General features: G+C 68.5%; 15 protein-coding genes. 7 read left to right on the top strand and 8 right to left on the bottom strand.

Going from position 1 to position 12,141, the window contains the following annotated elements; translation table 11 throughout:
* Window positions 1–30: 30 nt before the first annotated feature.
* The 6 genes from OG729_RS07780 to OG729_RS07755 are packed head-to-tail and all read right to left on the bottom strand — an operon-like array spanning window position 31 to window position 5,861.
* Window positions 31–1,011 carry an MCE family protein gene (locus OG729_RS07780; RefSeq protein ID WP_405805119.1) on the bottom strand — a complete coding sequence of 327 codons (981 nt, stop codon included), beginning with the start codon at window positions 1,009–1,011 and terminating at the stop codon, window positions 31–33.
* The gene (locus OG729_RS07775) at window positions 1,008–2,042 is read right to left on the bottom strand and encodes an MCE family protein (RefSeq protein ID WP_405805117.1); all 1,035 of its coding nucleotides are present in this window, start codon (window positions 2,040–2,042) and stop codon (window positions 1,008–1,010) included. Before OG729_RS07775 ends, OG729_RS07780 begins: the two co-directional genes overlap by 4 nt.
* Complete coding sequence (locus OG729_RS07770) at window positions 2,039–3,307, bottom strand: MCE family protein (RefSeq protein ID WP_405805116.1); 1,269 nt, start codon at window positions 3,305–3,307, stop codon at window positions 2,039–2,041. Before OG729_RS07770 ends, OG729_RS07775 begins: the two co-directional genes overlap by 4 nt.
* A gap of 5 nt (window positions 3,308–3,312) precedes the next feature.
* The gene (locus tag OG729_RS07765; protein WP_360876505.1) at window positions 3,313–4,131 is read right to left on the bottom strand and encodes an ABC transporter permease; all 819 of its coding nucleotides are present in this window, start codon (window positions 4,129–4,131) and stop codon (window positions 3,313–3,315) included.
* A gap of 3 nt (window positions 4,132–4,134) precedes the next feature.
* On the bottom strand, window positions 4,135–4,905 hold the full coding sequence (locus OG729_RS07760; RefSeq protein ID WP_405805114.1) for an MlaE family ABC transporter permease: 771 nt from the start codon (window positions 4,903–4,905) through the stop codon (window positions 4,135–4,137).
* Window positions 4,902–5,861 carry an ABC transporter ATP-binding protein gene (locus tag OG729_RS07755; RefSeq protein WP_405805113.1) on the bottom strand — a complete coding sequence of 320 codons (960 nt, stop codon included), beginning with the start codon at window positions 5,859–5,861 and terminating at the stop codon, window positions 4,902–4,904. Before OG729_RS07755 ends, OG729_RS07760 begins: the two co-directional genes overlap by 4 nt.
* Window positions 5,862–6,165: 304 nt before the next feature.
* On the opposite strand from OG729_RS07755, the gene OG729_RS07750 reads away from it, so the two are divergent.
* Together OG729_RS07750 and OG729_RS07745 are read left to right on the top strand one after the other, a co-directional pair.
* Window positions 6,166–6,558: an AraC family transcriptional regulator gene (locus OG729_RS07750; RefSeq protein ID WP_360876515.1), complete on the top strand. Its 393-nt coding sequence runs from the start codon at window positions 6,166–6,168 to the stop codon at window positions 6,556–6,558.
* 81 nt (window positions 6,559–6,639) lie between these two features.
* Window positions 6,640–7,050 (top strand): VOC family protein, encoded by a 411-nt coding sequence (locus OG729_RS07745; RefSeq protein ID WP_360876518.1) that lies wholly within the window; start codon window positions 6,640–6,642, stop codon window positions 7,048–7,050.
* Between the two features lie 30 nt (window positions 7,051–7,080).
* On the opposite strand, the gene OG729_RS07740 is transcribed toward OG729_RS07745, so the two are convergent.
* Together OG729_RS07740 and OG729_RS07735 are read right to left on the bottom strand one after the other, a co-directional pair.
* Window positions 7,081–8,136: an RNA polymerase sigma factor gene (locus tag OG729_RS07740; protein WP_405805110.1), complete on the bottom strand. Its 1,056-nt coding sequence runs from the start codon at window positions 8,134–8,136 to the stop codon at window positions 7,081–7,083.
* 56 nt (window positions 8,137–8,192) lie between these two features.
* The gene (locus tag OG729_RS07735) at window positions 8,193–9,266 is read right to left on the bottom strand and encodes a lytic transglycosylase domain-containing protein (RefSeq protein ID WP_405805108.1); all 1,074 of its coding nucleotides are present in this window, start codon (window positions 9,264–9,266) and stop codon (window positions 8,193–8,195) included.
* 181 nt (window positions 9,267–9,447) lie between these two features.
* Here OG729_RS07735 and OG729_RS07730 point away from each other — a divergent pair, with 181 nt between their 5' ends.
* From OG729_RS07730 to pucL, 5 genes are all read left to right on the top strand, one after another.
* Window positions 9,448–9,696 (top strand): hypothetical protein, encoded by a 249-nt coding sequence (locus OG729_RS07730; protein ID WP_360876625.1) that lies wholly within the window; start codon window positions 9,448–9,450, stop codon window positions 9,694–9,696.
* Window positions 9,693–10,070 (top strand): helix-turn-helix domain-containing protein, encoded by a 378-nt coding sequence (locus OG729_RS07725; RefSeq protein ID WP_360876528.1) that lies wholly within the window; start codon window positions 9,693–9,695, stop codon window positions 10,068–10,070. The genes OG729_RS07730 and OG729_RS07725 overlap by 4 nt, the downstream gene beginning before the upstream one ends.
* A gap of 150 nt (window positions 10,071–10,220) precedes the next feature.
* Window positions 10,221–10,790, top strand: a complete 570-nt coding sequence (gene uraD, locus OG729_RS07720; RefSeq protein WP_405805106.1) for a 2-oxo-4-hydroxy-4-carboxy-5-ureidoimidazoline decarboxylase — start codon at window positions 10,221–10,223, stop codon at window positions 10,788–10,790.
* A complete protein-coding gene (gene uraH / locus OG729_RS07715; RefSeq protein WP_405805104.1) occupies window positions 10,787–11,191 on the top strand; it encodes a hydroxyisourate hydrolase in 405 nt (134 codons plus the stop codon). Before uraD ends, uraH begins: the two co-directional genes overlap by 4 nt.
* A 5-nt stretch (window positions 11,192–11,196) precedes the next feature.
* A complete protein-coding gene (gene pucL / locus OG729_RS07710) occupies window positions 11,197–12,129 on the top strand; it encodes a factor-independent urate hydroxylase (RefSeq protein WP_360876537.1) in 933 nt (310 codons plus the stop codon).
* Window positions 12,130–12,141 lie beyond the last annotated feature (12 nt).

Below are 12,141 nucleotides of genomic sequence, written 5' to 3'. Positions count from 1 at the left end.
CGAGTCGTCCCCTCGGTATGAAACGGGCGTTCATCGCGAGTCTCCCGTCCGCGGAACCACCGGAGTGGCGACCAAGTTCTGGATGTAGCTGTCGAACCACCGCCCGTTGCCGAGGGTGTTGGTGAAGACCCGGACATAGGGCGCGAGCAGCTTGATGCTCCGGTCGAGGCTCGCCTGATTGCGTTCGAGCATCGCGACGACAGAGCCAAGTCCCTTCAGCGCCGGACCGATCTCCTTGCGGTTGTCCGCCACCAGACCGGAGAGCTGGACGCCGAGCGCGGCCGAGCTCTTGAGCAGCGAGTGGATGGCCTCCCGCCGAGCGGCGATCTCCTTGAACAGCTTGTCGCCGTCCTTGACCAGTACGGAGAACTCCTTGGAGCGGTCCGACAGCACACCGGTGACCCCATTGGCGTGATCCAGCAGGTCCCGCAGCGCCTGGTCGCGGGAGGCGACGCTCCGGGAGATCTTCGACAGGCCCTTGATGGAGGCCCGCACCTCGGCCGGTGAATCCTCGAAGGTGGTGGAGATGGTGTCCATGGCCTTCGCCAGCCGGGCCGTGTCGACCTTCTCCGAGGTGGTCGTCAGATCGCTGAACGCCGCCACGACGTCGTACGCGGGAGTCGTCCGGTTCAGCGGGATCTCGGCCCCGGACCGCAACTGCCCCGGCCCCTTCGGCTGCAGCGCCAGGTACTTGGCGCCCAGGATCGTCTTGACCCTGATGGCCGCTCCGGTCCTGGTGCCGAAGTCCGGCTCACCCTTGACCCGGAAGGTCACCTTCACATGGTCACCGTCCAGGTCGACCTCGTCGACCTTGCCGACCTTGACCCCGGCGATCCGTACCTCGTCGCCCGGCTTGAGTCCGCCCGCCTCGGAGAAGGCCGCGCTGTAGGTGTCACCGTCGCCGATCAACGGCAGGCTGTCGGCGTTGAAAGCGGCCACCGCGAACAGCGCGAGCGTGGAGATGCCCACGGCTCCGATGAGCACGGGATTGCGGTCGCGGAAGGGAATCATGCGCACCTCGCTCGGGCGACATGCAGCTCCGGGCTGATGACCTGCCGGGTCTTCGGCAGCACGATCCGGCCGTCGAAGTCACAGAGGTAGAAGTTGAACCAGGAGCCGTACGAGGCGGTGCCCGTCAGCTTGTTGAGCTTGTTCGGCAGCCGTTTCAGCACGCCCTCCACGGTCTTCTCGTTGTCGTTCAGCGTTCCGGTGAGCTCGGCCAGACCGGCGATGTCGTCGCGCAGCGCGGGCCGGGCGTCCTCGAGCAGACCCGAGGTGGCCTCGGTCAGTCCGTCGATGCCCACGAGGGACGCACCGATGGGCTTGCGATCCGCGGACAGACCGGAGATCAGCCGCTGCAACTGCTTGAGCAGGCCGGAGAAGCGGGCGTCCCGCTTGTCCAGGGTTCCCAGCACCGTGTTGAGGTTGTCGATCACCGACCCGATGAGCTCGTCACGGTCGGCGAGCGTCGTGGTGAGCGACGCGGTGTGCGCGAGCAGGCTGTTGACCGTCCCGCCCTCACCCTGCAGGGTCTTGATGATCTCCGTGGCGAGCTGGTTGACGTCGTTCGGGCTGAGTGCGGCGAACAGCGGCTTGAACCCGCCGAGGAGCGCGTTCAGATCGAGCGCGGGCTTGGTCCTGGACAGCGGGATCGTCCCGCCGGGCGCAAGGCGCGTGCCGTCGCCCGCGCCCTCGGTCAGGGCGACATAGCGCGACCCCACCAGGCTGCGGTAGCGGACGACCGCGCCGGTGCTGGTCAGCAGCGGGCGGTCATGGGCGACGGTGAACGTGACCTCGGCCAGCGTACGGTCCTTGATCGCGATGTCCTTGACCTCGCCGACCCGCACGCCGGCCACCCTGATGTCGTCGCCCTCCTCCAGGCTGGTCACATCACTGAAGACCGCCCGGTAGGTGTCCTCGGGGGTGAAGGTGATATTGACGATGGTCGCCGCGAGCAGCGTGGTCGCCAGCACGGTCACCACCGCGAACAGGCTGAACTTGACCAGCGGCGCCGCGGTTTCGGTGGCTCGGGTCCCCTTCATGCGACACTCACCGCCGTTCCGCGGGCCATCGGGCCGAACAGCAGCGTCGCGACCGCGGGCACCCGGTCGGCCGGCATCCCGAGGACGGGGGCCACCAGCGTGCCGATGGCCCGCTGCTCGGCCGCGGTGGCCGACACGCCTGCTCCGCCGGGCAGACCGCTCGCGGCACTCCGCGACGTTCCGTCGTTGAGATGGACGTCCGGTGCGGGGACATGGGGGTTGGGCAGGCCTCTGCAGTCGGGCCCTGAGCGCTCTGCATAGCGCGGTTCCTCACCGGGTCGGTACGCGGGTCGGGGACGGACGAATTCGAGCGTGATCCGCATCTCCCCGCCCCTGAAGGCTTTTTCGGATGCCGCTTCCTGCTTCACCAGGCCGTCGAGGACGCACGGGTATTCCGGCGCGTAGCGGGCGAACAGCGCCAGCGTGGGCCGCGAGACACGGCCGAGCGTGATCATCCGGTCGCCGTTGTCGTCGAAGAACTTCTCCGCGGTGCCGGCGACCGACGTGGTCGCCTTGAGGGCCTCGGCCAGCTGGTCCTTCTTCTCGACGAGGGTGCGGCTGGTGGTGACGGAGTTGCGCAGCACCCGCATCAGATCGGGCGCGGCGTCCCCGTACACCTTCGCCACATCGGCGAAGCGCGTGATGTCCTCCTTGATGGAGGGCATATGGGGGTTGAGCTCGCGCAGATACTTCTCGACGCGGGTCAGATTGGAGCCGATGCGGTCGCCGCGCCCCTCGAGCGCGGTGGAGAACGCCGAGAGTGTGGCGTTGAGGTCCGCGGGCCGCACGGTGCGCAGCAGCGGCAGCAGGTCGTTCATCAGCTGCTGCACCTCGATGCCGACCTTGGTGCGGTCCTGGGTGATGACATCGCCGGCCCGGATGTGCCGGGTCCGGCTCCCGCGCGGCGGCACGAGATCGACGAACTTCTCGCCGAACAGCGTCTTGGGCAGCAGCCGGGCCTCGACATCGGCGGGGATACGGGAGACATGCTGCGGCTTGAGCGCGATGTCGACCGTCGCCATGCGGCCGTCGGCCCGTACCGCGCGCACCTCGCCGACCAGCAGCCCGCGCAGCTTGACGTCGGCCCGCGGATCCAGCTGGTTGCCGATCGTGTCGGCCTCCAGAGTGATCCGTACGACCGAGGTGAACATCTGCTGGTACACGGCCACGGACAGCGACAGCAGCAGCGCCATGACGACGAGGAAGGCGATGCCGTACAGCCGCAGCCTGGTGCTTCGTGCCAGGGCAGGTCCTGGAATGCGCATCGGCGCTACCCCGCAATCCGTACGGTCGTGTTGGCGCCCCAGATCGCGAGACTGAGGAAGAAATCGAGGATGTTGATGGCGACGATGGAGGTGCGCACCGCGCGGCCGACCGCCACGCCGACGCCCGCCGGACCGCCGCTCGCGTAATAGCCGTAGTAGCAGTGCACGAGAATGATCACGACGGCGAAGACGATCACCTTGCCGAAGGACCAGAACACGTCGACCGGCGGCAGATACTGGTGGAAGTAGTGGTCGTAGGTGCCGGTGGACTGTCCGTAGTAGCCGGTGGTGATGGTGCGCGCGGCGAAGTACGAGGACAGCAGCCCGATGACATAGAGCGGGATCACGGCGACGAAACCGGCGATCATGCGGGTGGTCACCAGGAACGGCAGCGAGGGAACGCCCATGACCTCCAGCGCATCGGTCTCCTCGCTGATCCGCATCGCGCCCAGCTGGGCGGTGAATCCGGCGCCGACCGTCGCTGACAGGGCGAGGCCCGCCACCAGCGGTGCGATCTCACGGGTGTTGAAGTATGCAGAGAGGAACGCCACGAAATTCGAGGTGCCCAGCTGGTTCAGCGCCGCGTAGCCCTGCAGGCCCACCTCGGTGCCGGTGAAGAAGGACAGGAAGGCGATGACGCCGACGGTGCCGCCGATGACGGCCAGCGCCCCGCGGCCGAAGCTCACCTCCGCGAGCAGCCGCAGAGTCTCCTTCTTGTAGCGGCGCAGCGTCCGCCCGGTCCACGCCAGCGAGCGTCCGTAGAAGGTCAGTTGGGTGCCCAGCTCCTCGAGCCGGTCCAGCACCAGACGATTCATCAGTGCCATCCGTCAACCCCTCTGCGGAACGACTTGGAAGTACACCGCCGTCATCACGAAGTTCGTCACGAACAGCAACATGAAAGTGATCACCACCGACTGGTTCACCGCGTCGCCGACGCCCTTCGGCCCGCCCTTGGCGGTCAGCCCCTTGTAGGAGGCGACGATCGCGGCGATCGCGCCGAACACCAGGGCCTTGAGCTCGGCCGCCCACAGGTCGGAGAGCTGGGCGAGCGTGGTGAAGGAGGCGAGATACGCGCCGGGCGTGCCGTGCTGCAGGATCACGTTGAAGAAGTAGCCGCCGGCCACGCCGACCACCGACACAAGACCGTTGAGCAGGACCGCCACCACCATCGTGGCCAGCACCCTCGGCACCACGAGCCGGTGGATCGGGTCGATGCCCAGCACCTGCATCGCGTCGATCTCCTCGCGGATCTTGCGCGCTCCGAGATCCGCGCAGATCGCCGTGCCGCCCGCCCCCGCGATCAGCAGCGCGGTGACGATCGGCGAGGCCTCCCTGAGGACCGCGAGCACCGAGGCCGCACCCGAGAACGACTGGGCGCCCAGCTGACGCGTCAGGCTGCCGATCTGCAGGGCGATGACCGCCCCGAAGGGGATGGAGACCAGCGCGGTGGGCAGGATCGTGACACTGGCGACGAACCAGGCCTGCTGGATGAACTCCCGTGCCTGAAAAGGGCGTTTGGGCATCGTCCGCAGGACGTCGAGCCCCATGGCGAACAGGCTGCCGGTATGCCTCAGAGCTCCGACGGGGGACAGGCTCATTTGCCCCACACCTCCTCGCCGCGCAGCGCCCGCACCCCGCGCAGCCTCTCCCGGTCGGCGATGGCCTCCCAGCGCGGTGGCCGGGTGATGCCCGAGGACGGCAGCAGCCGCGGAGTGACCTCCTGTACGGCCTCGGTGCCGGGGCGTTCCCCGTAGCCGAGCTGCGCCAGCTCCTGCTCGACCTGGGCCGCGTCCTTCTCCTCGGCCATTCCGATCGGGCCCTGCATGCGGCCGTTGAGGAACTGCCGTACCACCGGCTCCTCGCTGGTCAGCAGCTTCTCCCGGGGACCGAACATCACCAGCTCGCGGCGGAACAGCAGCCCGATGTTGTCCGGGACCTGCCGCGCCGAGGCGATGTCGTGGGTGACGATCAGGAAGGTGGCGTCGATCTGCGCGTTGAGGTCGACGATCAGCTGGTTGAGATAGGCCACCCGGACCGGGTCGAGCCCGGAGTCCGGCTCGTCGAAGAGAATGATCTCCGGGTCGAGCACCAGGGCACGCGCGAGACCGGCCCGTTTGCGCATACCTCCGGATATCTCGCCGGGCAGCTTGTCCTCGGCGCCGATCAGCCCGACCATGTCCATCTTCTCGAGCACGATCCGTCTGATCTCGCTCTCCGACTTGCGGGTGTGCTCCCGCAGCGGGAAGGCGATGTTGTCGTAGAGATTCATCGACCCGAACAGCGCGCCGTCCTGGAACAGCACGCCGAACAGCTTCCGTACCTCGTACAGATCGTGTTCGCGCAGGGAGGTGATGTCCGTGCCGTCGATCCGTATCGACCCGCGTTCGGGCTTGAGCAGCCCGACGAGCGTCTTGAGGAACACCGACTTGCCCGTGCCCGAAGGGCCGAGCATCACGGAGACCTCCCCGGCCGGCAACGTCAGAGAGACGTCCTGCCAGATGACCTGGTGGCCGAAGGACTTGGTCAGTCCTTCCACACAGATCTCGACACCCATACGGTTCACCCTTCGCCGTGGAGCGGTCCGACATCTGCTCTACGGGGAGGGCGGCCCCGTCCGTCGCTGCGAGGGGAAGATTTTTTTACGGGCCTGGAATGAGGGCGGAATCAGGGTGGAACAGGAGATGCACGCTGGTGCGCCAGGTCCTGTCCGTCGGTGTTCGTGAAGGTGGCGGTCACGCGGTGTTCGTGAAGGTGGCGGTCACGGCGGTCACCCGTTCCGCGGCCGACCCGAGCCCCCGTCGCGTTCCTGCCACGATCTCTCTGTCACGGACGGCCCAGAACCGTGGTGTGATGGCGCCGTGAGCCGCGCTGCAGAAGAGAGCAACCGCCGCATGCTTCGGGCGCGGGACGCGATGGACCGCGCCTACGCGCAGCCGCTGGATGTCCCGGCCCTGGCCCGGATCGCCCATGTGTCGCAGGCGCACTTCACGCGCACCTTCCGGGCCACGTTCGGGGAGACGCCGCACCGCTACCTGCAGCGCCGCCGTGTCGAGCGTGCGATGTTCCTGCTGCGGGAGACCGACCACAGTGTGACGGACATCTGCTTCCAGGTCGGCTTCGGCAGCCCGGGAACCTTCAGCCGCACGTTCCGCGACATCGTCGGCCGGTCACCGAGGACGTACCGCAAGGAGGCGGCGGCCACGGGCGTACCGACGTGCTTCACGATGGCGTGGACGCGGCCGAGCGCCTGACCGTCCGCGCTGCCCGTACCCTCCGTCGTCTGAGCAGTTTTGGATAAGTTTTCGTCCGGCTTGCGCAGTAGCGTGATGCACATGTTCAACGCCATCACGCACTCACAGATTTACGTCCTCGACCAGGACGAGGCCCTCGACTTCTACGTCGGCAAGCTTGGTCTGGAGGTCAACGCCGACGTCGACATGGGCTTCATGCGCTGGCTGACCGTCAGCGTCCCTGGTCACCCTGAGCGCCAGATCCTGCTCGAGAAGCCGGGCGCTCCGGCGATGTCCGAGGAGACGGCGCAGCAGGTCCGCGAACTGGTGACCAAGGGGGTGATGGGTGGCCATCTCATCTTCAGCACGGACGACTGCCGCAAGACGTACGAGACGCTGCTGGGCCGGGGCGTCGAGTTCACCGAGGAACCCACCGATCGCCCGTACGGAACCGACTGCGGCCTCCGCGATCCCTTCGGCAACCACATCCGCTTCACCCAGCCGAAGGCCTGAGGACTGTTCTACGGGTTCTCCGGAAGGTGCCTACGGCTGGCTCGGCACCTGCGGTACGGACGTGTTCGCCTCCGGCGCGTCCGTGGGAAGCGGCGGCTTCGGCAGGGGCGTGGACGACAGGTCCGACGCCGTCGGCAGGTCGGGTACGGCCGGAACGTCCGGTACGGCGGGAAGGTCCGGCGCCGACGAGAGGTGGGGCACGGTCAGGTCTGGGACCGGGACCTTCGGCACGGGCGACACGTCCGGAATGTCGGGTGTGGGCAGCGGCAGTTCCGGCAGCGCGGGCAGCGAGGGCACGGTGAGCCCCGGGCCGCCGTACCGCTTCGTCCCGGTCGGGCCGGCATCCTGCCCGGCATCCGTGCTGCCGGGGGCCGGCGACTCGCCACCCGCCGTCGGCGAGGGCACGTCCGCGGACCCCGAGACGGCGGGGACCGCCGGCCGCGAGCGGTCCGGCCCGTCCCAGTCGTGGGCGTACGGCAGGATCATCCCCGCGACCGCCAGCGTCGCCGCCGTCGAGGCCACCGCCACCGCGTGGGCGTTCCCGCCCCGTGGGCGGCCACGGCCGATCAGCCACAGCGCAAGACCGAGCGTGGCGGCCAGTGAATTGCGCAGTGTCCGACGGGCCCGGGCCAGCAGCGACTCGACGGTCCGGTAGCTCAGCCCCATCTTCACGGCGACCTGGCCGACGTCCAGGTCCTCGGACTTCAGCCACAGGGCCTCGGCCTGGCGGGCGGGCAGCTCCCCGCTGCGGCGCGCCAGCCACCTCGCCTCGGCCCGGTCGCAGACCGCCTCCTCGACCGGCACCGGGACGGGGGTGAGCAGCGGGGGATTGCTGCGCACCTCGGTCTCGCGGTTGACCTGCCGGTATCGGTCCACGCACAGCCGCATCGTGACCGTCGTCAGCCAGGCGCCCAGCCGCTCGTCGTCCAGATGCGGGTTCTCGGCAGCGCGCACCATCGCCTCGTGCACCGCGTCCTCGGCGTCCTCCAGGCTCATGGACCTGCGCCGGGCCACCTTGAGCAGCTGCTCGCGGTGGCTCCATGCCCGCTGCCACCGTTCGTAGGCCGCTTCCGCGTCCGTCGTCATGAGGGCCCCTTCGCGCTCACCCGGCCGGACAGAGTGCAGGCCCGGCGCGGGGGAGATTACCGCCCAGTATCCGGGCTTGTGGAGGGGGAGGCCCGGATCGATTCCTTTCCGTTGCTGGTCAGCGGATCGACCTTGGGCAGCTCGGGAAGGGCGCTCGGGACCGGAATCAGCGGCGCCGGGGGCTCGGAGCCGCCGCCCGCACTCTTGGCGGGCGAAGGTGAAGGGGTGGGCGTGGGGGAGGAGTTGGACCCGCCGCCGTGGCCGGCCGGGCGGGAAGGAGCCGGGGAGGACGCCCCCGGCCGTGGCGTGTCCGACGGCTTCGACTTCGGGCGGACGGCCGGTCCGGCGCCCTGGTCCGGCACGACCCGGTGACCTTCGAGGTAGTACGCGAACCAAGCCCTGACCGTGCGCAGATACGCAGAGGAGTGGTTGTAGCCGAGGATCGCGCGGTCCAGGTCCGCCGCGTCGGAGAGATCCCGCCCGCCCGCGCACAGATAGTGCCCGGCCGCGAGGGCCGCGTCGTAGATGTTGCCGGGATCGCGGCGTCCGTCACCGTTGCCGTCGGCGCCCCACACGGCCCAGGTCGAAGGGATGAACTGCATCGGGCCGACGGCACGGTCGTACAGGGTGTCGCCGTCGTAGAGTCCGCCGTCGGTGTCCCCGATGGCGGCAAACCCGTTGCCGTCCAGCCGCGGGCCCAGGATCGGTGAGAGCGTCGTGCCGTCAGCGCTCACCCGGCCGCCGCGCGCCTGCCCGGACTCCACCTGGCCGATCGCGGCGAGCAACGGCCAGCGCAGCCGGCAGCCCGGCCTGTTGTCGGCGAGATCGTCCTCGGCCTCGCGGTACGCCGCCAGCACGGTGGCCGGCAATGCGCCGCCGACCGGGGCGCCGGAGCCCTGCGCACCCTCCCTGCTCTGCGTACCGGCCTCCGCTCCGGGCGCCCGCAGCGGTGGAAGCTCCGTGCGGTACGCGGTGTCGCCGGAGACGCTCGGCCCCGCGGGGGCAGACTGGCGCTTCGCCTGGGCCGGGGCCTGTGCTGTCGCCCCTGGTGCCTGCGAAGCGGTCAGTGCCGCCATGGCCGCTGTAATGACCGCCGTCGCCTTGACACCTTTGCGCGTGCGCCCTGTCATGATGCAGACCCCTCCCAGTGCCGCTGTCCGCGGTGTTTCTTCACCTGCTCTACGCGGCACCGGCGCAGTTCCGTCGCAAGGACCCGCAACTTTCTCGGGTCTTTTCCGGGTCTGTGCCGGGCCGGGAGGTGCAGGCAGGGCCAAGGACGGCGCCGGAGGGCGCGGCTAACGTGGGGGCATGGTGCGACTGAGAGTGGAGTTCACGACCGAGCCGTTCGACCTGGACGAGCCGCCGGCGCACGCGCTGGCCGTCCGCGAGGTCGTCCAGAGCGCGGAACTGGACAAGGTGGATGTCGGTCCGTTCGGCAACACCGCCGAGGGGGGCGCCGACGAGGTGCTGAACGCGGTCGACGCGCTGCTGCGCAAGGCCCTCGCGACCGGTGCCACCCGGGTCTCCCTGCAGCTCAACGTCCTGGAGGGCGAGGAATGACCGTGCCCGCCGACCACGCACTCGCCCAGGCGGTCAAGCCGCTCGTGGACGCCATGGGCGGCGTCCTGCTCGCACCCGGTGAGGCACGCGAGGACGACGTGATACTCAGCTGGGAGGGCGAGGAGGTCGTCGCCGTACGCCTCCCGCAGCTGGCGGACTCACTGGAACACATCCTGGCGGCGCTGGAGCGGCAGCACGGCAAGCCGCTCGCCGAGCTGGACCGCAAGACCAAGCAATCGGTCGTCAGAACGCTCGAGGCGCGCGGCGCGTTTTCCGTACGGCACGGCGTGGAGACGGTCGCCGGCGCGCTCGGCGTCAGCCGCTTCACCGTCTACAACTACCTGAACAGGGAAAACGCCGCGAAGAACGGCTGAGAGCCCGCGGTCGTGTGCCGCCGTCCGGACGTCCGGACAGCGGCTTGTGCGTCGCCGAGTTTTCAACAAAGTGTTGACGTTATGTTGCCCGAGGGCGTTAGCTGTCCGCAGACCTTCCATGCACAGCGAAAAACAGCCACGGAGGCTCCCGTGACTTCGAGTCCACAGCGCTTGCCGGGGGAGGCCCCCGGCCCCCCGGCGGGTCTCACCCGGTTCAACACCTCACAGGACGGCGCGGCCCTGGCCGCACTCCACGAGGTGTGCGCCAGTTCGGCGTGGGGGAGCAAGCTGCTCGCCCAGCGTCCGTACGCCACCGTGGAGGCCCTCTTCGACGCCAGTGACGCCGCCATGGCCGAGCTGAGCGCCGAGGATCTGGCCGAGGCGATGGCCGGGCACCCGCCGATCGGCCGGCCGAAGCCCGGGGACCCGACGTCGTCGCGCGAACAGAGCGGGATGGCCGGTGCCTCCGAGCAGCTCAAGGCCGAAATGCTCGAACTGAACCTGTCCTACCAGGACAAGTTCGGGCACGTCTTTCTGATCTGTGCCACCGGCCGGACCGGTGAGCAGATGCGTGACGCGGTCCGCGAGCGGATCGGGAACTCGCCCGAGCAGGAGCGGGAAATCGTCCGCGCCGAACTGGGCAAGATCAACCGCATCCGGCTGACCCGGCTCGTAGAGCTCGTTGAGCTCGTTGAGCTCGTGGAGGAAGAAAGCGCATGAGCACGGAAACCACCGCCTCGGTGTCCACGCACATCCTGGACACCAGCATCGGACGCCCCGCCGAGGGCGTGGCCATCTCGCTCGCGGCCCGCGGCGGCTTCGACGCGCAGTGGGTCGCGCTCGGCGGCTCCACGACCGATGCGGACGGGCGCTGCAAGGACCTGCCGGCGCTGCCGGAAGGAACGACCCATGTACGTCTCGACTTCGAGACCGAGGCGTACTTCTCAGACAAGCACGGTGCCAACAAGCAAGCCGAGGCGCAGCAGGACGCCCCCCGCGTAAGGGACAGCGGTGCGTTCTTCCCGGAGGTGGCGATCACTTTCGCCGTCACACCGGGCGAGCACTATCACGTACCGCTGCTGCTCAACCCGTTCGGCTACTCCGTTTACCGAGGGAGCTAGCAGACATGCCCACGATTCTCGGCCAGAACCAGTACGGCAAAGCAGAGAACCGCGTCGTCAAGATCACGCGGGACGGCGACACCCACCACATCAAGGACCTGAACGTCTCGGTCGCCCTCTCCGGCGACATGGACGACGTCCACTACTCCGGCTCCAACGCCAACGTCCTGCCGACCGACACCACCAAGAACACGGTGTACGCGTTCGCCAAGGAGTACGGCATCGAGTCGGCCGAGCAGTTCGGCATCCACCTGGCCCGTCACTTCGTGACGAGCCAGGAGCCGATCCACCGGGCGCGCATCCGCATCGAGGAATACGCCTGGGAGCGCATCGAGACCTCGGACAACAACTCCCGGTTCATCGGGGCGGACGAGGTGAAGCACTCCTTCGTACGCAAGGGCCAGGAGACCCGCGTCACCCAGATCACCTTCGACGGTGAGAAGTGGCAGGTCATCTCCGGTCTCAAGGACCTCGTCGTGATGAACTCGACGAACTCCGAGTTCTGGGGCTACGTCAAGGACAAGTACACGACGCTCCCGGAGGCGTACGACCGTATCCTCGCGACCCAGGTGTCCGCCAAGTGGCGCTACAGCTGGTCCTCGGACGAGGAGCGGATGCCGAACTGGGAGAAGTCCTACGAGCAGGCCAGGAAGCACATGCTCCAGGCCTTCGCCGAGACGTACTCCCTCTCGCTCCAGCAGACCCTGTACCAAATGGGTTCGCGCATCATCAACAGCCGCAGCGAGATCGACGAGATCCGCTTCTCGCTGCCGAACAAGCACCACTTCCTGGTGGACCTCGAGCCGTTCGGGCTCAAGAACGATACCGCCGACGGAGCTGTCTACTTCGCGGCCGACCGCCCGTACGGCCTGATCGAGGCCACCATCCTGCGGGACGGCGTCGAGCCGCAGATCCCGCTCGACATGACCAACCTCTAGCAGTTCTGCCGT

Origin of the sequence: Streptomyces sp. NBC_00210 (assembly GCF_045160975.1) — a bacterium.
Lineage (GTDB): Bacteria > Actinomycetota > Actinomycetes > Streptomycetales > Streptomycetaceae > Streptomyces.
Note: the sequence above shows the minus strand (reverse complement) of the source record. Positions and strands in the feature narration are given on the sequence as shown.